This window comes from Nocardioides sp. CCNWLW239, from assembly GCF_037137035.1.
GTDB lineage: Bacteria > Actinomycetota > Actinomycetes > Propionibacteriales > Nocardioidaceae > Nocardioides.
This window is the reverse complement of sequence record NZ_JBBBNW010000014.1, coordinates 1-22,114: the sequence shown is the minus strand read 5'-3', so window position 1 is coordinate 22,114 and position 22,114 is coordinate 1. Positions and strand designations below refer to the sequence as shown.

Genomic DNA, 22,114 nt, shown 5'->3' with positions numbered 1-22,114 from the left:
GTACGAGACAATCATGACCACACCAGCCACTCAGGCTGCGTGACCCAATCTGTCACCAGATCCTGCAGCAGTCCCCTCCTTCCTTTCCGCCGATCGAAGGCTACGAAGCGAGCGCCAACGAGCGGCACCTTCGCCGAAAGCTGCCTACACCAATTTAGGTATCCGCGAACCAGCGCTCCGCGCCTCCTACGGCAGCAAAAGATCCGAACCTAGAAAAAGTGTCGGTGGTCTCATCTAGATTCCTCACCAGTCGCAGGCAACCCGGCAGGCAGCCGCGACACCTGTCGGGATAACCGAACCCGCGCACGCTCGGGTCGCTATCTGCCGTACTTGCTCATCTCGACGTGAAGGACAACCTTGCAACAGATCGACGTCTCGCCCCCGACCAACGTCTACGCGACGTTCGGTCGGCTGAACTACACGCCTTGGCACGCCATCGCGGAGTTCGTCGATAACGCCACTCAGAGCTTCATCTACGGCAAGCGCGCCGGCACCTTGGAGAGCCTCAGGGTCCGCATCGACTACAGCCAGCGAGCCGACCGGCTGACCATCGAAGACAATGCGCTCGGGATGACGAGCGACCAGCTCGCGCGAGCGATTCTCCTCAGCAAGCCGCCCGAGGACCGCTCGGGTCGGAGCGAGTTCGGGATGGGGCTCAAGACCGCCGCGTGTTGGTTCGGCTCGCTCTGGTCCGTCACCACGACGCGCAAGGGCGACCCGCGACAGCACCGTGTCGTGTTCGACGTCGAGAAGGTCGCCGCGGGTGAGCGGCATGTCGAGATCGAGGAGACCTACGTCGATCCTGATCTACACGGGACGACTGTCGAAGTCAGCCAGCTCTCCCGCCCGATCGCAGGCCGTCAGATCGAGAAGACCAAGCGGCTGCTTGCCAGCATCTACCGCGTCGACATCACCAGCGGAGACGTGGTCCTGTCATGGAACAAGGAGCGGCTCTGGTTCCGCACCCCTGACCTGATGAACCGCGAGGTTGACGGCACAACGCAGCCCGCGCGTACCGCGATCGACCTGACGGTCAAGGACCCTTACACAGGGACACGCCACAGGGTGACCGGCTGGATCGGCGCCATGCAGCGCATGAGTCAGACCGATGCCGGGCTCGCCCTGCTCCGGCGTGGCCGCATGATCATCGGCGGACCAGACGCCAACTGGCGCCCGAAGGAAGTCATTGGGAGCGTCAACAGCCACAGCGGGAAGCGCCTGATCGGCGAGCTCCACATGGACGACTTCCCAGTGAACTTCACCAAAGATGGCTTCGCATGGGACGCCGGCCTCGAAGAGGAGCTGATCAACGCCCTCGCTCCCGCAGTCCAGGATCTCAGGTCATTTGCCGATAACGCTCGCGTCGCCGCCAAGAAGATCGAACCTGAAGACTTCGTACGGGCCATCGACGAGGTGCAGCGTGGAGTCAGCAGCCCGACCTACAGGGATGCAGCGAAGCGGCGCGAGGAGCCGGCCCGACACGATCAGCCCACCACGGATCCCTTCAAGCCCTTCGACCTCCCGGCGGCGCCCAACGCGCCGGAGCGCGTTGGCGACCTCACCCCGGCAATCCACCGAGACGTGCCCCAGGAACTAATCCTGCCTGTAGGCGTCAAGACCATGCGGGCGCGTTTGGTCCTCGTGCACGGCGGCCCGGCGGAATCCTGGCTCGAGGTCACACAGTCAGACGACTTCACTCTCGCCGTCAGGCTCAACACCGGCAACCGCTTTGTCGCCCAGCACCTCGAGAACGAGGCCGAGCGCACCCTGGTCGCCAAGTTTGCGCTCGCCGTCGCCACTGCCGAGGCGCAGGCCCGGCTCGTCTACGACGATGACGTGCCCCCAGACGAGCTTCGGCGTTTCCTCAGCCTCACCCTGGACCACAGCGCGAACCAATGATGACGAACTACGAACGATGGAACCGCGCCCTGTGCGGTCGGTTCCTCCAGCAGAATGACGCCCCGCTCTACCTCTACACCGACCGAGCGGTCATCGAGGAGGTAGCGAGCGACGCGGGCGTCGACACCACCCAGGCGACCGAGGCCTTCCTCGAGGCGGTGGTCTCGACACTCGGCGGAGCAGAGCCGTTCGAGCGGTGGGCACGTGTGGCGCGGTCAACAAATCGCGAAGAACAACCTCCGTACCTCGCCGTGCTCTGCTTCCTCGTTTACGTCGCCGTCGAGCGTGCCGAGACTAAGTTCCAGTACTACCCCGACCTCAACAGGCATCTGTGCCTTCGCGGCCATGGCGCTCCTCCCGGCTTCGACCATCATGTGCCAAGCATCTTCCGTCACTTCAACGAGTGGCTCGTCGCGAACGACGGCCGCTTCGGTGCACCGACTGCCAAGGAGCACGCTCACTTCACCAACATCGGCTGGCCGTTGTCGCAGGCACTGGTCAGGCCGTCCGACCGGGGTCTGCTGGTCCGGCTTTTCCGGGAGGCTGGGATCAGGCCAGCTCAGCGGATCTCTGGCGCTCAGCTGCACTCCATGATCCGCCGACCGCTTCTGACAGCCGCCGACACGCCGAGCAAAACCCGGCTGACCACACTCGACAACGACCATCCCGAGGTGTTCAGAGCTGTCGTCGAGCAGGAGTACCAAGCCTGGAATGGGTCGGTCTCGCTCACCGGCATGCAACGCCTTCGGCTGCGGCTCGCCTACGAGCCGACCTGCGGAGAGTGGTGGTTCGCAACTCTTCCCGTTCCTGAGCTAGACGCCCTTCAATGGCGGGTCGGCAACGTCACCGGCAAGATGCGGCGAGCAAAGGGAGTCTACGCGACACCGTCTGACCTCTGGAGCCTCGTCGGAGCTGGCGATGTCGGAGAGATCGAGCACGGTCCGACCCTTACCTCACCTCCTCGCGCTCATCGTTGGCTCTCTATCGATAGAGGGGTCGGCGGCTGGGTCGAGGTCCTTGAGCGTGACCTGAATGCCGATCAGTTCCTGCTCCTCAGCGACCCACTTCCCATCGACCCTCCGGCACCCGTCCAGCGGCACAACGACGCGCCAGCGGGCCGCACGATGTACATGGTGCCCAGTGGAGTCGAGCTCGACCTGCCCACTGAGGCCGGCGCAAAATCGACCTCATCGAGGAAGCCACGTCTCTCAGGCGGCCTGATCCTTCGAGCGGCAACGAACACATACCTCTGGTGCTCAACAGGTGTCCCCGAGATCGCCGGCGTTGACGATCTTGTGCAGGTCGACGGATCGCCGGCGGTGAAGGCGGTCGAAGGAACCGCTTCGCTGCGCGACCTAGCGCTTCCTCCAGGGCAGCACACGGCTGTGACAAACAGCGGCGACCTTCGCTTCACGCTCCTGCGGGATCTCACCAAGCCACCTGTCGTATACGAGGAATCGTGGATCGACAGCGTCCCTGATGGGGACCGCGTCGCCGTGCCGCACACCGACGGTGACGTCTGGCTCGTGGGCCCCAACGGCGAGGCCGAGCGCCGCCGTGTGCACACCCCACGATGGTTGGGCGACCTGGATCTGTACAGCAACGAGGTCGAGATGACTGGCATGGTGACGAACTGCTGGTTCAAGCCCGCCTACGTCATCGCCGACTCATACATGGGCAAGCCGCATGTCATCCCGGTGCCAGCGGCCCTTGCGATCGCTGACGCGGATGCCGAGCATCGGCCAATTGACATCGACGCGGCACGTCGCCTGGTCACCCGCCTGATTGTCGGGTGCGGGCCAGACGAGCGCCGGTCCGACAAGGCTTGGAAGCGCTGCTTGGCGGAGTTGATGCGGAGTGTGAACAGATGACAACGACGCCCTATGACGACCTCCTTCTCTGGGCATCGGAGATACAGGCGGGCTCCCTCGCCTCTCTGAACCGAGCCGCAGAGTGGGTGGCGGCGAACGTCACGGACGCGACGACCGGCCGGCAGCTGATCCATGACCTCCACTGCCTCGGACACATCGAGACCGATGAACGCAAGTGGGCCGTCACGCCACCCACGTGGACCCGTCTCGCTGACGGCGGCGGCAACGGCGTGCTGATCGGGGCTCGACCGCGTTGGCTCGAAAAGCAGCTCGACGATCTTGATGGCTCCGAATTCAAGCCTCTACGCGACCTCGCCGACTACGTCACTGAGAACACCAAGATCGCGCAGGAAGGTCCTGCCACCTGGTACCTCACCGTCGGCCCCGGGGCCGACGTAGCCGGCCTGAGCGAGGTCGGCATCCGGGTACGCGACGATCTGGCCGGCGGACTTGTCAGCCACCTTCGTTCCAACGGCACTCCAGCGGTCTTTCGTGAGGTACGCCCTGGTGAGCTCGCCGGGCGTCTCGTCGAAGGCACACAGGACGGCGCGACTGGACCGGAATGGGAGTCGGTGAGTGGCGACCGCCGGCCAGGCACTTACCGCTACTTCCGGAACCATCGCCTCATCTACGCGGAGAAGATCGACGCGACCACCTGGCGCGAGCGTGAGTTCCGATGGGCGATGTGGTTTCCACATGAGTCCGCACACCCCCAATTGCTGTACGTCCCGACGGCTCGGCACCTATATGCCGTAGGCGCCGTCCGGCTCCCCGCAGAGGTAGAGCGTGCGCTCGTACTCAGGAGCGGGCGACTTCCACGTCGAGGAGTCGCACAAGAGATCACCCATACCGACCAGCCAACGGCGCGCTACGAGAACGTGACGCTTGCCTTCGCCGAAGCGATCGCAGGCATCCTCAACAAGAAAGTTGTGATGCATTGAACGGCCACTCGGCAGCCGCAGTCTCCCCTGCTGCCCTTCGTGAGAACCTCACCGAGGTATACCAGCGCTACTACGAGACCGAGTTCGATCTCCGCGACCCCGAACTCCAGCAGAAGCGGGCTGACCTCCTCCGCCGCGTGGGCGGGCTCTCACACGAGCCACTGCTCGAGATGCTGCCCGACTACGTCCCGAGCGACACCGACCTCGATGCCGTCTGCGCGTCCGCCGGGGTCCCTGAGCTCGCCGGACTGCTCCGCTCGGGTCTGCTCAAGGGCATCGATCGACCCTACGCACATCAGGTCGATGCGCTGGCCGCGTATCTTGAGGGCAAGAACGTCGTGGTCACATCGGGCACCGGGTCCGGCAAGACAGAGGCGTTCCTCATCCCGATCCTGGCGCAACTGGTGCGCGAGTCTAGGACTTGGCGACCCGGGTCGTCGACGCCGCACAACCGCTGGTACGCATCACCAGATGGCGTCTTCGAACCGCAACGATCAGACTCCGGCCTGCGTCTGCCAGGTCTTCGTACGCTGATCCTCTATCCGATGAACGCGCTCGTCGACGACCAGCTCGCGCGACTGCGTCGGACCCTCGCCACCGCCGACCCGACCAGGTGGATGGCCGAGAACCGACCCGGCCACCGGTTCTGGTTTGGCCGCTACACTAGCCTCACTCCAGTCAGTGGGCCGCGACCCAAGGCGACATCGCGATCAGGGCGCGTCGCCGATCTACGCGCCCAGCTCCAGCTCCTAGAGCACCGTCACGATCGGCTTCACCAGCTCGTGGCTTCCGGCCATCTGAACGAGGCTGACGCACAGTTCCTCCCGTCGCCCAACGGCCCAGAGATGCGATCCCGATGGGACATGCAGATCGCGGCTCCGGATGTCATGATCACCAACTACAGCATGCTGAACGTGGCGCTCATGAGGTCGGATGAACGCAGCATCTTCGAGCAGACACGACGCTGGCTCGACGCGTCACAGGACCATGTCTTCACTCTCGTCGTTGACGAGCTCCACCTTTATCGCGGCACAGCAGGATCTGAGGTCGCGTACCTGGTGCGGAGGCTCCGCCATCGTCTCGGCCTCGATGATCGGCCAGAGCAGTTCCGCGTGATCGCCACCACCGCGTCGATCGAATGGGATCGAGCCGCAGACCGTGACTTTGTGTCCGGCTTCTTCGACAAGCCGGCCGAGGACTTCAGTCCGGTCCGGGGTAAGCGATTGATCACTCCGGCACAGACGCTGCCCGACGACGCCGAGCAAGAGTTGATTGCGGACAAGTTCCAGGCGAGCCCGGCTCACGTCCGCGGCGCAATCGAGGCGCCGTTCCGCGAGGCTGGCTGGCGTCCACTACCGATGTCGCAGGTCAGTGCAGAGATCTTCCCCGGATCCGCTCGAGGTGATGAGGCATTGGACCGTCTCATCGGGTGGGCCGGACGGCAGGAGAGCGCACCGTTCCGCCTGCGCTCGCACATGATGTTCCGGAACCTCGTTGGGTTCTGGGCGTGCACGAGCAGCGAATGCCCTGACTTCTCTGGTGGAGTCGGCCGCCTGTACGCGCAGCCGACTTTCGTCTGCGACTGCGGAGGAAGGGTTCTTGAGCTGCTCTATTGCGAGCACTGCGGAGAGGCCTTCATCGGCGGCTACACCTCGACCGGCGTCGCCGACACGGAGACGTACCTCGTCAGCACGTCGGCGAACCTCGAGGAGCTCCCTGATGCTCCAGAGCAGCGCCGAACCGGCGACGCCTATCGTGTTCTCTGGACGCAGCCCGATCGGGATCCGCTCGATCTCTCCTGGACTCGCGGGAGATCGACCTACGACTACGAATGGATTCCGGCGCGCTATGACGCCGCCACGGGCAGGGTCACGGGCAGAGGCGAACCCAACACCTGGATGTTGGAGGTTCGGCACAAGAGCGGGGGCTCAGTCAGCAACGTGCCTGCTCTCCCCGACAACTGTCCGAGCTGTGGACACGAGTCCAGGCGCGACCGTGACCTCGACTTCGAGGACGCGGGCTGGACGAACACGGTCGTGCGCACGATGGGAACCGGTAACGAGCGAATCACCCAGGTCCTCGTCTCGTCCCTCCACCGAGCCTTGCAAACGTCATCTGTCATCTTCTCCGACAGCCGCCAGGACGCGGCCCGGGTCAACGCCGGCGTGGAACAGTCCCACTACCTCGACACAGTGAGACAACTCGTTGTCGCCGCAACGACGCCTCAGGATCTCGCCACGAACGTCATCAGAGGCATGCAAGGCGACCAAGCCCCCGAAGCGCAACTGGCGATGACGCGCGTGGCGATGGGAACTCCAGCCTTCTTCGCCGCTGCGCGACTGGCGCAAGGAAACGACTCGGACGAGGACTGGGCATCTCTTCGGGGAGCCCTCCCTACCAGCAACGACACTGATCTCCAGCATCTGACGGCTCGTGTGCTGCCAGCGCTGCTGCGGCTAGGGATCAATCCGGCGGGGATCGCGGTCGACGCCCAGCGGAGCAAGAAGGACGAGCGATGGACCGAGGTCTATGACTGGTCCGATGGCCAGCCGTCGGCCAAGAATCCGCTCGCCCTCTCTCCTTCGTTGAAAGCGCTCCAAACGGAGATCGAGACCAGGCTTCACAAGCAGGTGCGACAGGTCGTCTTTGCTGGCCAAGGGCGCGACCTCGAGAGTCTCGGTATCGCCCGCGCCCTGATCGATACCGAGCCGTCGACGGACCCAGATGTCGACTCAGACCTCTTCGAGCAACTACGAGACAGCTGCGTACGCATTCTTGGCCACCTCTACCGGTTCACTGACGAGGACATGCGCTCGGGCGACGCGATCCCGCCCAAGGTGCTCAAGTACGTCGATGCTGTGCTCAAGGCGCATGGCCAGGAACAGGCACGTGACCAGGTCCTCGCCGCGATCTATCAGTGCCTCGGGTTGAGCCCGGCCAACGGTTACCGGCTGAGCACACAGTCCCTGAAGCTGCGAGCGCTCGAAGGCGCTGGGTGGCGCTGCTCGCGATGCCGACGACCCCATGGCCACCCGAGCGGCGGGGTCTGCACAGCATGCCTCGGCTCAGTCGTCGAGAAGCCGACGGAACATCGAGACGACGACTACTACGCTCTGCTCGCGCGCCAGCCGGAGTCACGCCTGCACGCCGAGGAACTGAGCGGGCAGACGGATCGATCCGAGGCCCAGCGGCGACAGGCCGCCTTCCAAGAGGTGTTCCTAGATGAGGATGACGTACCTCAGGCGGACGCCATCGATGTGCTGAGCGTCACCACCACGATGGAAGCCGGCGTCGACATCGGCGCTCTGAAGGCCGTGGTCATGGGCAACATGCCCCCGCAGCGCTTCAACTATCAGCAGCGTGTCGGACGCGCCGGACGGCGCCGTGACCATCTTGCTGTCGCGCTGACGATCGCCCGGAGCACCCGAAGTCATGACGCCCATTACTTCGCTCATCCCGAGAAGATGACTGGAGATCCGCCACCGGCCCCGTACTTGGACCTCGATAGCGATGACATCGCGTTGCGTGCGCTGAATGCCGAGGTTCTGCGTATCGCCTTCGAGAGAGTTGCGTCGGTCCACGATAGATTCGTGGCTGGCCGGAACGTCCACGGTCAGTTTGGGGGCTGTGGCGCGGTCCCCGAGGTCGCGGGCACGCTGCGAGCCGTTCTCGCTGACCTGGCCGAGGTGGCATATCGGGCGGCCCTCGCCTTGGTCGGTGACCCTAGCCGTGCGGCGCGCCTTGCAAAGTTGTGCACTGACGGCACGCTTAGCGACCAGGTCGTCAAGATCGCCAACGCCTCTCGTGAGGACGACGCGCTCGGCCATCGGCTGGCCGAGAGCGGCGTGATGCCGATGTTCGGCTTCCCCACACGCGAGCGGAGCCTCCACACGTCGGAGGCGTGGCGGCGGGACGCCAAGGAGCCGCTCTCCCGCGACATCGACATCGCCATCTCCGAGTTCGCTCCCGGCAGCGAGCTGGTCAAGGACAAGGCTCAGCATCTCGTTGTCGGCCTGGTCGACTATGACCAACGAGGCAAGGAGGTCCCACATCCCGAGGGGTCGTTGACTCCGGCCGCTGTCTGCCGGTCATGCAGCGCGGCTTACCTAGGTACGTTCGGCGAGGCATGCCAGGTCTGCGGAACCAGTGGAGAGAACTTCCGGCAGATGGATGTCTCCCAGCCACTAGGGTTCCGAACCTCATACTGGCCACGCGACTACAACGGCCGCCGCGGCGCAAGGTCGTTCGCAACTCGCCCGCGGTTGGCTGTCGCCACCGGCCTGACGTGGAAGACTGACGGGAACCTTGCGTACGCCGGTGGCAAGGCATCGCTCGTGAGCGTCAACGACAACCATGGGCAAGGCTTCAGGTTCGCGCGCTTCCCTGGTGGCGCGTACTCCTTCAGCGAGGGCCTCATCAGCCTTGATCTCCTGGACAACAGCGGCCTGGCCGCTCGCGCCGGCATGGCTCGTCTGCGAGACGAGGCACACGAGCCCGAGATCACCGTCAGCCTCGGATCAATTCGCAGCACCGATGTCCTCCGACTCTCCGTCGCAGACCTACCCGTCGGGGTCGACGTCGACATCGTTCACAATCTTGCCGCACGCTCAGCATGGACCAGCCTCGCCTTCCTCTTGCGAAACGCGGCTGCCCGGCTGCTGGACGTCGGCACCGACGAGCTGGTCACAGAGATCAGCCCGCGCGCCCTGCCCTCAGGCCCGGTTGTCGGCGAGATCTTCCTCGCAGACCGCTTGGAGAACGGTGCAGGCTACGCCACGTGGCTCACCGCCAATCTCGGCAGCCTCATCGACGCGGCAGAGAACACCGTCTCCGAGTACAAGGCACACGCGACCGACGGCTGTGATGGCAGCTGCTACGACTGTCTCCGTGACTACTCGAACAGCGCCTATCACCCGATGCTCGACTGGTTCCTCGCCTCCGAAGCACTCGGTCTGCTGCGCGGATCGCGCCCAAACCTCGGCAGCGATCCATGGGCCCCTGCCGTCGACTCCTTCGCGCACGCGTTCGGTTGGGAGGTCGTTTCAACGCATCCCGGCGCGACGGTTCTCCAGAGTGCCCGTGGCAACAAGAGCTTGCTCATCGCCCACCCGCTGCTGAGCATCGGCGCCAACGCCGCACCCGAACTCAAGGCGGTTGCAGCGAGGGCCGGCTCGACTGACCTTCAGGTCACCAGCGGATACGAGATCGCCCGCCGACCGGGACTTGTGGAGACCCGTGCCCGCATGGGGCGTCTCCCCAGACTTGGGTATGAAAGAAGCCCGATCGTCCAAGACGCACGACCAGTCGATGATGACATCGAACTGGCACCGAAGAATCAGTGATAGCGGCCGCGGACCTGGGAGATGATGCGCTCGCACACGAGAGCGGGATCCTCGTGCTCCCAGGCGCGGATCACGGTCCACCCGGCGGCTCGCAGCAGGGCGTTGGTCTCTTGGTCGCGCTCAACGTTCCGGGAGATCTTCGCGCTCCAGTAGTCGGCGTTGGTACGTGCCGCGATGCCGTGCTTAGGACACCCATGCCAGTAGCAGCCATCGATCATGACAGCGACCTTCGCGCGAGTGAATACGAGATCTGCTCGTCTGTTCAGCAGGGGCAGCGGTCTCGCGTCCACCCTGTATCGGAGACCCGCTGCATGCACGAGGCGCCGGACGGCCAATTCGGGCTTGGTATCGCGGCGCCGATTTGCTCGCATGGTCGCCCGCACCGTCGACGACGACGCCCACGACTCGTACTTGGCAGCCATGGGTCGATCCTGCCACTTCAACGCCCCGGGAGGATCGCGTTGGCGTTCCTGCACAAAGTCGCCCGCCAACTGATAGAAACCTCCGGTGGGATCCGTAATAGTTGACCAGATTGGCCCGAACGGTGCGCTCATTGAGGATGTCGACACGACCCTCAGCGAGCCGCAGAAGAATGCGCTGCTCCTCGGTGCGCTTCCTGGCGCGGTTGCCGCGACGTACGCCGGCGAGCGGGTGGTCAGGTTTCATGACCAGGTGATCCTCAAGAAGCAGGTCACGCATCTAGGCAACCCATGGCCAGGGTTCAAGAAGCGGATCCAGATCCCGAAATCATGGATCGACGTGGAGCGTCAGGCGTCGGCGGAGGGACTGACGCCGCGATTCGTGGGCATCTATCACTACGGCGCGGTCACCATTTTCATCGACTTCGATCCTGGGACCTACGTCCAGCGCAAGGCGAACAACTCGGCGGCGCACGTCTCCACGAACGACCTTTTCCAGGCTCAGACCCTCGGGCAGTTCTCACGGGTTGACCGTAACGGCAATCGTCTGACCAGCGTCCGGGCAGATCAGTTCGCTCGCTACCTCACGAACGGATACGAGTCACAGCAGCATCGGGTGGACGTGTTCCGCCGTTTCAACGCCGAGTTCCTGCTGAATGAGCAGGTGCAGGCGCTGGACGCGGTCCAGGAGATGCACGCGGCGAAGTGGCCAGATACGTTCCAAGCGGAGTGGCCGGGTTTCTATGTCGAGTTCCGGCTTGACGCGTTCCTTCGGGGAGCTGGTCTCGACAATCTCGTCGAGTACCAGAAGGTCAAGCACAAGGGACAGTACGACTATGACCTCGTCTTCAAGGACGGGGTCGAGCTCGAGTACTACGGAGACCTCAAGGCGTCCGACGTGACCAAGAAGGAGTCACCGGGCAACGACGCTGAAGACATCAAACGGTGCCTGGCAGAGTTCGGTCGGTTCTGGTACGTCATCTATGAACACGAGACCCGACATGCCAAGGATCACGGCGATGTCGCGACCATCAGATGGAACGAATGGAAGCAGTCCGTTGGCTTCAAGCGGAAGAAGGGTTATGACCCGCTCTCGTACGCCTCGAAGTTCAAGGAGTCAGTGCGGTTCGTCAAGATGCTGATCCTTGAGGTAAACGAGGCGAACGCACATCTGGTCCTTGGTGACTTCAATCAGGGCAAGCAGCCCGACGGCACAGCCCGCGCGCTCAAGGTCATGATCAAGAAGAGAAACGTCGACAACTTCCTGATCTACACCGAACCCGACGGGCCCCTTCTTTCGATCTGAGGCGGCAGGCCGGCGCGCAAGGGCGGTGCCTCAACTCACCCTTCGGAGTCAGCCAGGCCGTTCAGGGCGGCCGGGACGTGATTCTGCAGGAACTCCTGAACCTGCGCCGGTGTCGTACTTGCCGCCTCCGCAAGCCGTTGGCCAACGCCGTCGGGGTCGTAGGGCAGGCCGTTGGGTGACTTGACGTTGTCCTCGGCGTAGTTCGCCAGAATCTGGGCGTCGCGGAGGAGATGCTCTCGGAAGATGTGCTGCACCGCGCCGATCGCTACGCCGTTACCGAGCTGCTTGTAGGTCGCGGCATCGCGCTGGTTCGGGAAGATGAACGAGTCCGGAAGTCCCTGGAGACGCGCGGTCTCGCGGGGTGACATCCTGCGCTCGCGTGTGCCCACAATCGTCGTCTGAGTGATCGCGACAAGCGCCGGCACGTAGGTTGCCCGCTTCGCGCGGATGCCTGAGGGCCGAAGGTGCATGATCGTGTCCCAGAGGCGCTTGGTGTCCTGCGCCTGCCACTCGAGCTTTCGGCGCGAGGCCGGGAACAGGTCCGTGTAAACCCCCCAGCGGTACGCCCAGGCAAGGATGTCCTCCCAGTGTGCTTCGAACGCGTCGTAGTTTCGCCGAAGGTGGCTCTTCCTCCACTCCGGCAGATCGGGGTCGATGCGGGGACGAGTCACGCGCGACGGCATCCACTTACGTGGCATGTCGCCGAGCGGCAGGTAATGGCCCGTCGCACCGTCACGCTCGGGACGCGGCAGGTTTCGGCGGACAAGGTTCTCAACCTGGGGGAAGTCACGCCACGAATCCGCCCAGTACGGGAACCCCTTCAGATGCTCACCAGTGCGGTCGTACATCATCGTCTTGAACTCATCCCACGCGTCGATCCAGAGACGCTCTGACGCCGTGAGAGTGCAGCCATCGATGTTGTGGGAGTCGTCCAGCAACTTGTCCAGGTCCCAGCCATGATCCGGGTGCCCGGGATCGAAGAGCCCGTCCGAGTCTGGCTCCCGCGGGAACCGCCTGGCCATGTCGGCCACTGGCGCCGGGCCTGTCTCCATCTCTGCGATAGACCCGTCCGCTTCGCGAGGGACACGATACGGCGCGTAGGTAGCGGTGATGAACACGCGCTCGCGGACCTGCGGTGTCCCGCCGAGGTGCTCGGGCAGAAGATGCGGAGAGAAGATCGCCGGCTTGTAGGAGACGTGGTAGCCCTCCTGGCGAAGCGTTTTTATAATCACATGCCACTCGTGCTCGTGACGGGGCCCGATCAGGTTGCGCACGTTCTCGAGAAGCACGACCTTCGGGTGATGAGCCTTGATGATCGAGGCGATGTTGTAGAAGAGAGTCCCGCGCGCCTCGTCCATGCCACGTTGAGCCCCAGACTTGGAGAAGGGCTGGCACGGGAAACCAGCACACAGCACGTCATGCGGAGGCACATTCATCACGCCCTGCTCATCGTCGGCGTCCTGCGTGATGTCGCCGAGCGCCGATTCTCCCCCGTGGAGCCCCCAGTTCGCGTCGTAGACGGCTGCGGCCGCCTTGTCGATTTCGATAGCGTAGACACACTCGCCACCGAATGCCTTCATCACGGCATGGAAGCCACCGATCCCGGCGAAGAGATCGATGAACTTGAACGCGGGCTGGTCCACCATACGGGCAGGGTACCTTGCCGAGCTGGTGTTCGACGACTCCGCTGCCCGCGTGTCTGCATCCCACACTTGCGGAGCCTCCGATTCGCCTCTCGCAACGGGTCGGGGACGCCGCCCGGTCGCTGGGTCGGCTTCGGATTTTCGAGCATCGGTAGCGGTCGACTAACTAACGGCACGCAGGTGACTGAGTCGCAACTCGCGTTGCTGATTGGGCGGGGGAAAGACCCCGTGAGCGGAGCAGCGCTCGGTCGTGACCCGCAGCCGCGACGTCAGGGACGCGCCGAGTGCGCTCCGCGCGCGACTGCGTGCCGCGCCCGCCTTGGAGACAGCCTGGTCGTGCGACTCAGGATCGTTTCCCTACCAGCACCTCGCGGTAGAAGATCTTCTTCGTCGGCTCGGTTCGCCGTTTGTCCAATGGACGCTCGGGGGTCCCGACCGTCAACTTCAAGTCAACCTGAGCAAACACAGGTTGGAGACTCTCGTCAATCAAGTCGGGCCGGTGCGCACGCACAAAGGACAGGAAAACCTCTGCTGCCGCGTGATTCGACGTCCCAGGCTTGCTTCCCTTGAGCACCCTCGCCGCGACCGCGACGTCTTCCCTGGTCAGGCGTCCGATCGGCTTCCGGACCGGCCGGCGCTTCAGCCAATCGACGTCAAGCCGGGTCATCGTGTTGGCAGCAACCGGGTTCGGCGTCCTCTCTGTAGGTTGAGTCCCCCATGACGCGGTAGACCCTCCGTTGAACAGATCCGGCCGACAGGCTCGCGCGTAGGCCAGGAAGTTGTCTGCGATCTCAACGTTGGAAAGGGGAGCCGAAGGATTGCCCAGAAGCGAGCGTCGTACGGCACGAGCCATCTTCACATCATGTGCAGTGATCTTGCGCGGCGCAATCGAGAGCGGGCCAAGGTTGAGCCAAGCCTGAAGCGGGTTGATCTGTGAGCGCTCCAGCGTCGTCCGATGCCAGGCCTCCGTCTTGCCACTGCCCTCACACACCAAGGCTGCGCCAGCAGTCGAATGCTTGTATGCCTTGCCCGTAGCGGTGACCTTGACCTCGCTCTGGCAAACAGCGCATTCCACGTAGCTTGGCGCCGACGCAGCTGCAACCGGCCGTGCCCGGCTTCCGGAGCAACGCCCCTTCGAGGGATCACCCTTCTTCAGCGGATGCCTGACTGCCCTTCCGTCGCGCGTTGCGTCGACCCGACGTCCGCATGACGAGCAAACCACCGTCGCCATAGCCCCGACTGGGCGCTCCCCTGGTTTCGGATTCACCGCCACCTTCGGCACTTCGGGTTGTTCAGATCCTCGCTTCATACGTGGAGGCCGCCGCATCCCGGCGGTTCGAATGAACCGTACGAGGCGAATCTCATCCCCTGGCGATAGCTCGCCCTCGCCGTACGGCCCAAGCCACCGGATGGCTGCCGCGAGGTCATCATCGGTTGCCGCAGCCGCCTCGGGAAGGGGCTGGATCAGCCAGGCGCGATCGGCATCGGTCACTCTGACACCGTCAGGATCGTGCCAGCGAATGGCGGTCCAACTGCCCACGCAAGGGAATGGGCTGGCGGCTTCTGCAGCGGGATGGACAGGCATAGAGCGGTCTGCGGCCGATACTGATGCCACGTGTTGGCACACGACGCACTCGACAGAGACCTGCTTCGCAATCAACGGGTCCAAACTCCTTGCTCCTCCCCCGCCCTCGTTAAACTCGGGGCCAGCCGACCGTATCCTCACGCCACCACCCACACGGCGCAGCGATTGCGCAGCGGCATACTTGAAAGTGGGGGACGAACAGGTCGATACGCGGCCGTCACGCGACGTGCTCAGAACTCGAATGGTCCTGCCGAGCAGTCCCAAGGCCCTAGCAGCGCGCCCCGCCAAGCTGTCGGTCAATGGTCGAAACTCGGTGGTCCGGCTCCGGTTGCCGCGCTTCGCTGGAGGTGCGGATAGCCGTCGCTGGCCGACACCACACGCTCGACACCCTTCGCGGGATGCCCCCATCGTGGAGGTATGCGAGAGCCGACATCCGACCCGCGAGGCCTCGTCGTGAGTAGTATTGGGCGGTGGCATCCAAGCGATCGCACACAACTCCGACCGACGATTGTGCGGCAGGACACGCCGGCAAGGGTTGAGGTGCCGGGGTTAATGAACGACCTGAAGGTCGTCGCGATCGTTCCGGCCGACGACACTGCCCGCCTCGACGTCATCCAGGTCGTCGCGGCCACCGGCTACGCCAACCTCGCCGTCCAGCAGGTCATCGACGAGGTCTACAACCGCAGCGACGATGACCTCGGCCACATCGAAGTCGTCGACCGTGCAGTGCAGATCATCGAGCGCCACTACCTCAACCAGCCCTCCAGGGCCTTTCGTCGCAGTTGAGACTAAGGTTCGACAATGTGGCCCGACCCCGCGTGATCAACACAGGCTGACTAAGTGGCGCCATAGCAGGGGCGGTCTTGAGTTGCGGATTCGGATACGCACCTGACGCGCCTCGATTACGCTGCAGTTCGCAAGAACCGTCCCGTCTCGGATTGTGACGACAGGAAGAAGTAACGCAGGTGGGTCGATCCGTTCCATGGAGGGAACGCTGGTCCCGCCCAGGTTGGTCGACGACGTACACCCCGCTGGGTGGTCGGAGGCCAGGCCGCGGCATGAACGAGTTGATACAGGGCATGCCAGGGTGGCAACGCGAGCGGTATGAGCGGCTCACTTCAGGCGCCGTTGTCGCAGTGACGGACCGTGCCACCGATGTCAGTGACGATGTCCGGTACTTCGCCAACGTCGCACGCAAGGTTCTTCAGCGGGGACGGAACCCAGTGATCGGCGTACTCGAACCCAGTGACATCGACGCCCCAGATGCGGACGCGCTCTTTGCCGCCGCCGTCGGGCCGATAGAAAGCGATTCACGTGGGTTCGACTCCTCGATCAAGCTTGACCCAACGTACGAGCATCCTTTCGCGCAACTCGTAGACGAAGTCTTTCCAACCCTGAGCAGGTTCGTCTTTCCGCAGGCGCCGCTAGAAGCTCTCATTCAGGAACCGGAAGGTAGTCAGCGATGGGTGGATTTCCTCCTGGCGCCTCCGTGGATGCCTTCGCCGGTTGTGATCGAGCTCGACGGGGCCCAACACACCAGCGCCCTGTCTGTCGACGAGGCCCGCGACGAAGCACTGCGCAAGGCAGGCATCAAGGTGAGCCGTTGGGCTGGCCCCGAGGCTCTCTCCGTCGAGACCAGGCTCGGATCTGCGCTGCGGGAGACTGCGGCCATGCGGCAACCGGCGCCAGTTGAAGACCTCATTCGGATGGTGCATGAGCCGGGAGCCTTTACTCGGCTGGCCTTCGCGCTTGTCGAACTCCTCGATCAGGGGCAGTTGCCTCCTGGTGGGGAGTGGGACATCGATCTGGTTGACGAGACCGGCTGGGGCAAGGGATTGCTCGGCAAGGTCCTCGACCTCCTGTTAGGTATCGACCTCGTCTGGGATCTACAGGTTCGCCCGTCCCTGGTACGCACCGCGGATGAGTGCTGGTCGTTGACCGATGCCGGATATCGGAAGGCACCCGAACCGTTCGCGAGCGCGCCTCGCGTTCGTGTGGTTCTCGAACCCTTCGTGCCGCCACATGCGCCGCTGCCTCGTGTGGACATGGCCACGGTGGTCGTCCGAGGAGCGTACGTTCCGGCCAACTTGGAGTGGGCCTCACAGTCCGATCCGGAGCGTCGCAACATTCACCAAGACAACCCAAGCGTGGACGCAGGTTTGCGCATGGTGCTTCGACACCTCTTCGGGTATGAGGACTACCGGCCCGGTCAGATCGACGCGATCAAGGCCGCCCTGGCGGGTTCAGATGCCTGTGTGCTGCTACCCACTGGTGCAGGCAAGTCCCTCATCTACCAGATTGCGGGCCTCCTGCGACCCGGGGTGACCTTGGTGATCGATCCGCTGGTCTCGCTGGTCGACGATCAGGAACGCCGCCTGCGTGCGGACGGGATCGATCGGGTCATCGGTCTACATAGCGGCAAGGTCGCCAACGCGACCGCTCGCACAAACGCGTACGACGCGGTCGCGAGTGGTGACTCGCTGATCGTCTTCCTGACCCCAGAGCGACTTCAGGTGCAGAGTTTCCGCGATGCGCTCGCTCAGGCAGCTGAAGAGCAGATGGTCAACCTTGCCGTGATCGACGAGGCACACTGCGTGTCTGAGTGGGGCCACGACTTCCGTACGGCCTACCTTCGCGTGGGCCGTAACGTACGGTGGCTCAGCCGACGGTGGGATGACGTGGATCCTCCGCTGCTCGCACTCACAGGCACCGCGAGCCCGGCAGTACTCAGAGATCTGCAGAACGAACTCGCTTGGGGTGAGCGGCCTTTCGAAATCCTCCGCCCGGACACTTTCGACCGCCAAAACCTGTCCTACGAACTGCTCGTCGGGCCCCAGGAGACTTGGTCCGACCGTCTGCGCCTTGCCTTGACCGAGGCCATCCCTAACGCGCTCGGCGTCGAAGCCTCAACGCTCATAGAAGACCGCGGCGACCAGAGCCTTTCCGGCCTGGTCTTCGTTCCACACACCAACGGAAAGTACGGCATTCAGGACGTGAGTCGCGACGTCTCGACGATCCTTAAGCCGGCGGGCCCAAAGGTACGCATCTACGCCGGCGCAGCGCCGAAGCATTGGCCCGGCGGCAAAATGGCATGGTCTCGAGAGAAGTCGAGGTACGCCGAGGATTTCAAGGCGAACAGAGCGAACATTCTGGTCAGCACAAAGGCGTTCGGCATGGGCATCGACAAGCCCAATATCCGCTGGACCTTGCATGTCGGGTACCCAGCATCACTCGAGGGCTTCGTCCAGGAGGCGGGGCGAGCCGGTCGCGACGGTGACCCCGCGCGGTGCGTGTTGGTCGTCAGCCCTCCCGACGCCGCGGACGCAGAAACGCTGCTGAACCTTCAGATCGAGCGCCCGGACAGAGCTGATGCCTACCAACGCCTGGGCCGGGGCGCCGACAGCGATCTGAAGCGCCAGTACTTCTTCCTCACCAACAACTACCAGGGCGTGGAGTCCGAACTGCCCGTCGTACTGGCCGTCCTAGAAGATCTCCTTGGCGCTGGCCCGGGCGGCAAGGTTTCGTTGTCGAAGGACACCTTCGATGGAACTGACCCGAAGGAGAAAGCTCTCTACCGTCTCGCGATGCTCGGGATTGTCGACGACTACACCATTGACTACGGTGCCAAGAAGTTCGAAGTCCACCTCGACAATTACGACCTCGGCTGGATCGACGATCAACTGCTCGCGTTCCTTCGGCGCGTCGAACCGGGCCGGCTCGAGATCCATCGACATTCCCTTGCCGAGGCACCGACCAACCTTCGTGCTCGGGCAGGCCATCACGTCGAGGTCCTGTTGGAGACGCTGTATCGGGTGATCGAGCCGGCGCGAGTTCGCGCGCTCGCGGAGATGCACAACTTCGCAACCTCAGGCGAGAGCGACCAAGGGCTTCGACAGCGGATCCTCGCCTATCTCTCCGAAGGACCCCTCGCCGGCATCCTCCACGACATCGCCACCACCGAGGGCATCGACGCCGCCCGGATCACCCGTCTCCTCGACACCGTCCCAGCAGCAGATCCGCGTGAATGGGTCGGCGCCTCGGCCCGGCAGTTGGAGTCCTACCCAGATCACCCAGCCCTGCTTCTTGTACGCGGCTTGGGAGAAGCGCTCTTGCCAGCACCCGATCTCGCCGTGATGCAGACGTCGGTAGAGGCGGCGTTCGGCAATTTGGCTGACTACGGCGCATCCCCAAGCGACGCCGAACTGTTGCTGCGCTGGTCTCTTGCACAACTTCGCAACCAACAGAACGGCCGCGCATGGCCCCTCACACCGATGCTCCTCGACGCTTGGGCGACGTCAGATGGCGACGAAGGCATCCTCATCGACCTCGAGGATGAAGTGTTCGACCGAGCAGAAGCCGGCGAGTTCAACCTCGACGAACTCACCCACGTGTTCGCTCGACGAATGGAGCACGTCACGGCCGCCGTCTCGGGATTCACCCACACACGTACGAGGAGTCTCCGATGACAACAACGCTCAAAGATGTCGTGAGCGGTTTCCGGCAAGCCGAGCTCGCCCTCAGCGACATCATCAAGAACGCCGAGTCGCTTGGAACTGCAGAGGCGAAGGTCACCGCAGCGGTCAACACGGTCGAAAATGCTCGCAACGACCTCTCCATGGCTCAAAACCAGGTCACCGCGTCGGCAGGAAAACTTGGAGATCTCGCCGAAGAGGTTCAAGTTCTTGCCGCGCGGTTCGCCAAGTTCGCTGACGTCCTCGACGAGATCGACCCGGTCGAGATGATCAGGATCGCCGAGGAAACCCAGTCCGAGGTGCACAAACTTGGCACCCGCATCACCCAGGCCCTAGCGAATGAGACCAATCGCCTGACTGCCGAAAGTGTCCGGCTCGCCAACGAAGTGACTGCCGCACGTGCCGACCTCGGCACCCTGGCGACCAGCATCACCACGGTCACCGGTGACGTCAGTACAGCCAAGGAGCGCATCAGCGTCCTGGAGACCTCCATCACCGGACTCTCCGACGGTGTCGCTGCCAACACCCGTACAACACGGGCGGTCCTGCTCGTCGCCGCATTGTCGCTTGCGCTGTCGGTTGCAATCTTGACGCTCTCGCTCGTGCGATGAGCGGCGCGGGGCGCGTCGTGCTCAACCACCTCCCCATCGCCCGCCGTCGCTGCTGAACTAGGAGAAGCGCATGTTCCACACGTCCCTCGGAGAAGACCATGAGTCGTCCTGGGCGGAACTCGCACGAGCGCGAGAAGTGGTTGTGTTCGCGTGGGTTGTGAGTCCGGAGGGCCTCCTCTTCCGCGCCAACTTCGACGATGGGTACCTGTACGCACAAGCGGACGAATTCAGGTACGGGTCTGGGACCCGATACATGCGCGATCTTGATGCATCAGGTTGGGAGATCACAGATCGCCCCGAGACAGATCGCCCGAGTGATCGGCGGCTGTCGTGAACCGTAACGGGTCACCTGAGCTGGTGGGCCGCGATGTTGTTCTGGAGCATGTCGGCACGGCTCGTACCGATGCCGAGCTGGCGGTACTGATGGCCAGTGCGCGGCGTCGCACCTGCAACCCAGCCAGCGAGGGGCAGTCAGCAACGTTTCGGAAGGGGCCCGCGATGGCGGCGCATCCGCTAGTGCACACGATCAGCCGCGTGGGATCCGATATCGCGGGTTCGCGCCAAACCTGCAGAGGTGAATCCTGATGACCAGCTCGCGACGCGTGATGACCCGTCAGCAGGTGATGCGCTGGCGCCAGCAGTGGTCGCTCAACGACCAAAGATTCGTCGATGCCGCACTGGGCGCACTGCCAGCCGAGCAGACCACGATTGTTGAAGTGCAGCCCGGCCAGATCGAGGCATACGTCGACGGCGAGAAGGCGTTCTCCATTAGACCTGGCTTCGTATCCTGGCCCAAGGGCAAGTGGCTCGGTCCGATCGACGTATCACTCGTTCCAGGTGGGCTGCGTGTCGGACACGAGAATGACGGAACCATGTGGGCGACGCTGTCCTGCTTCCGCGCGCACGACCGCCGCGACCGCGACGGACAGGAACGCGACTTCGGAACCTGCGACAAGTGCTGGACCAAGATCACAGCCAGTGGCGCATGTGCGTGCTGATCTCCCGACTGTCACCTCAGGCTTCGCCTGCGGCTGGGATCTGTGGTCGTGCGGTGATGGTCTGGCCGGCCAGGGTGGTGATGACGTCGTGGAGTGGGCGCAGGGTCTGAAACCTGCGGAGCCGCAATTACGACTTCAACCGCGAGTGAATCGGCGTTGTGCATGCTGCAACCGACACCCGGCGAAGGCGAATACTGTAGCCGTGAGTTCAGGGCACTCGAGCCGCGAAGGAAGATGATGAAGACCACCACACTCGCCGAGGCCTTCGCGTTCTTCGGCACCTTTCCGGACAATCCCAGGTGGTCCTGGTCGGCCGTGAGCCCCGACCTGAAGTCGGTTGCCGTCACGATCTGGGAGACCGAGGTCGGCGCCGACGGGTCGATCGACGTCTTCGGCAACCCAGGCCTTGCCGACTGGACGTCGAAACCGGGCAACAGGGAGCGCATCCGGAACCTGAAGCTCGCTCGTGAGAACTGCGGCGGCCTGTTCCACGTCATCTGGGTTACGGCACGGGACCTCAACGAGAACCCTTGGACCATCGCAGGTCGATACCCCGAGGAACACTTCATGATGAAGCTCGTCGAGCTGGATGAGGTTACCGGCGAGTTCTCGGCCGTCCTCGTCGATCCTGCATCGGAGGACCACGAGCGACGGGCGATGGCCGACCGACCGAACAAGCCACCGGCTCACCGTTCCCCGACTCCAAGCGGCCGACGGCGGACGACCCCACAGAAGGCCCAGCGCGCTACCCCAACCTGCCTGACCTGCTTCATGGAGCTGCCGGCGACTGGCGTTTGTGACACCTGCGGATAGACCCGACATCAGCCCAGGCGACAACCTAGCAATGTCGGCGGCTTCCCATGCTTGCTGACGAAAGCCGTGGGTCGTGACTTTTCAGGTCGCTCACCGCGCGCCTGCCCATGTCACCAGGTCACCAAGCGGCGACGCGATCGGGACTGCTGCAGGGCTAGGTGACATCTGATCTGTGGTGCCGAGAGGTGCTGCTGGAAGGATGTGTGCTGTGCCC

13 protein-coding genes are annotated in these 22,114 nt (G+C 63.7%); 10 read left to right on the top strand and 3 right to left on the bottom strand.

The genetic code is table 11. The features are described from left to right. The first annotated feature begins 357 nt into the window (after nt 1–357). Genes WBG06_RS26465 through WBG06_RS26450 form a run of 4 tightly spaced genes read left to right on the top strand, consistent with a single transcriptional unit; the run spans nt 358 to nt 10,053 of the window. Nucleotides 358–1,899 (top strand): ATP-binding protein, encoded by a 1,542-nt coding sequence (locus WBG06_RS26465; RefSeq protein WP_336740813.1) that lies wholly within the window; start codon nt 358–360, stop codon nt 1,897–1,899. Continuing rightward, complete coding sequence (locus WBG06_RS26460; protein WP_336740812.1) at nt 1,899–3,770, top strand: hypothetical protein; 1,872 nt, start codon at nt 1,899–1,901, stop codon at nt 3,768–3,770. Before WBG06_RS26465 ends, WBG06_RS26460 begins: the two co-directional genes overlap by 1 nt. Next, nucleotides 3,767–4,711 (top strand): hypothetical protein, encoded by a 945-nt coding sequence (locus WBG06_RS26455; RefSeq protein WP_336740810.1) that lies wholly within the window; start codon nt 3,767–3,769, stop codon nt 4,709–4,711. The genes WBG06_RS26460 and WBG06_RS26455 overlap by 4 nt, the downstream gene beginning before the upstream one ends. Next, the gene (locus WBG06_RS26450; RefSeq protein ID WP_336740808.1) at nt 4,708–10,053 is read left to right on the top strand and encodes a DEAD/DEAH box helicase; all 5,346 of its coding nucleotides are present in this window, start codon (nt 4,708–4,710) and stop codon (nt 10,051–10,053) included. Before WBG06_RS26455 ends, WBG06_RS26450 begins: the two co-directional genes overlap by 4 nt. Here WBG06_RS26450 and WBG06_RS26445 read toward each other — a convergent pair. Next, the gene (locus tag WBG06_RS26445; RefSeq protein ID WP_336740807.1) at nt 10,047–10,475 is read right to left on the bottom strand and encodes a very short patch repair endonuclease; all 429 of its coding nucleotides are present in this window, start codon (nt 10,473–10,475) and stop codon (nt 10,047–10,049) included. The two genes, WBG06_RS26450 and WBG06_RS26445, sit on opposite strands and share 7 nt — an antisense overlap. 85 nt (nt 10,476–10,560) lie before the next feature. On the opposite strand from WBG06_RS26445, the gene WBG06_RS26440 reads away from it, so the two are divergent. Continuing rightward, nucleotides 10,561–11,778: a hypothetical protein gene (locus WBG06_RS26440; protein ID WP_336740805.1), complete on the top strand. Its 1,218-nt coding sequence runs from the start codon at nt 10,561–10,563 to the stop codon at nt 11,776–11,778. A 35-nt stretch (nt 11,779–11,813) separates the two neighbouring features. Here WBG06_RS26440 and WBG06_RS26435 read toward each other — a convergent pair whose 3' ends face one another. Next, nucleotides 11,814–13,424: a DNA cytosine methyltransferase gene (locus WBG06_RS26435; RefSeq protein ID WP_336740803.1), complete on the bottom strand. Its 1,611-nt coding sequence runs from the start codon at nt 13,422–13,424 to the stop codon at nt 11,814–11,816. 340 nt (nt 13,425–13,764) lie between these two features. Continuing rightward, complete coding sequence (locus tag WBG06_RS26430; protein WP_336740801.1) at nt 13,765–14,913, bottom strand: hypothetical protein; 1,149 nt, start codon at nt 14,911–14,913, stop codon at nt 13,765–13,767. 645 nt (nt 14,914–15,558) lie between these two features. Here WBG06_RS26430 and WBG06_RS26425 point away from each other — a divergent pair. The 5 genes from WBG06_RS26425 (at nt 15,559) to WBG06_RS26405 (ending at nt 21,900) form a co-directional block, all read left to right on the top strand. Next, entirely contained in the window at nt 15,559–15,792 is a 234-nt protein-coding gene (locus tag WBG06_RS26425) for a hypothetical protein (RefSeq protein ID WP_336740800.1), read from the top strand. Between the two features lie 272 nt (nt 15,793–16,064). Beyond that, the gene (locus WBG06_RS26420) at nt 16,065–19,472 is read left to right on the top strand and encodes a DEAD/DEAH box helicase (RefSeq protein WP_336740799.1); all 3,408 of its coding nucleotides are present in this window, start codon (nt 16,065–16,067) and stop codon (nt 19,470–19,472) included. After that, nucleotides 19,469–20,089: a hypothetical protein gene (locus WBG06_RS26415; RefSeq protein WP_336740797.1), complete on the top strand. Its 621-nt coding sequence runs from the start codon at nt 19,469–19,471 to the stop codon at nt 20,087–20,089. Before WBG06_RS26420 ends, WBG06_RS26415 begins: the two co-directional genes overlap by 4 nt. A gap of 584 nt (nt 20,090–20,673) precedes the next feature. After that, nucleotides 20,674–21,087, top strand: a complete 414-nt coding sequence (locus WBG06_RS26410; protein ID WP_336740795.1) for a hypothetical protein — start codon at nt 20,674–20,676, stop codon at nt 21,085–21,087. A gap of 237 nt (nt 21,088–21,324) precedes the next feature. Further along, on the top strand, nt 21,325–21,900 hold the full coding sequence (locus WBG06_RS26405) for a hypothetical protein (protein ID WP_336740793.1): 576 nt from the start codon (nt 21,325–21,327) through the stop codon (nt 21,898–21,900). Nucleotides 21,901–22,114: the final 214 nt, after the last annotated feature.

What these genes read in the sequence shown, in the direction of transcription:
- WBG06_RS26420 (WP_336740799.1), top strand. Translation starts at nt 16,065, where the DNA reads ATGAACGAGTTGATACAGGGCATGCCAGGGTGGCAACGCGAGCGGTAT.
- WBG06_RS26415 (WP_336740797.1), top strand. Translation starts at nt 19,469, where the DNA reads ATGACAACAACGCTCAAAGATGTCGTGAGCGGTTTCCGGCAAGCCGAG.
- WBG06_RS26410 (WP_336740795.1), top strand. Translation starts at nt 20,674, where the DNA reads ATGACCAGCTCGCGACGCGTGATGACCCGTCAGCAGGTGATGCGCTGG.
- WBG06_RS26455 (WP_336740810.1), top strand. Translation starts at nt 3,767, where the DNA reads ATGACAACGACGCCCTATGACGACCTCCTTCTCTGGGCATCGGAGATA.
- WBG06_RS26405 (WP_336740793.1), top strand. Translation starts at nt 21,325, where the DNA reads ATGAAGACCACCACACTCGCCGAGGCCTTCGCGTTCTTCGGCACCTTT.
- WBG06_RS26445 (WP_336740807.1), bottom strand. Translation starts at nt 10,475, where the DNA reads ATGGCTGCCAAGTACGAGTCGTGGGCGTCGTCGTCGACGGTGCGGGCG.
- WBG06_RS26435 (WP_336740803.1), bottom strand. Translation starts at nt 13,424, where the DNA reads ATGGTGGACCAGCCCGCGTTCAAGTTCATCGATCTCTTCGCCGGGATC.
- WBG06_RS26425 (WP_336740800.1), top strand. Translation starts at nt 15,559, where the DNA reads ATGAACGACCTGAAGGTCGTCGCGATCGTTCCGGCCGACGACACTGCC.
- WBG06_RS26460 (WP_336740812.1), top strand. Translation starts at nt 1,899, where the DNA reads ATGACGAACTACGAACGATGGAACCGCGCCCTGTGCGGTCGGTTCCTC.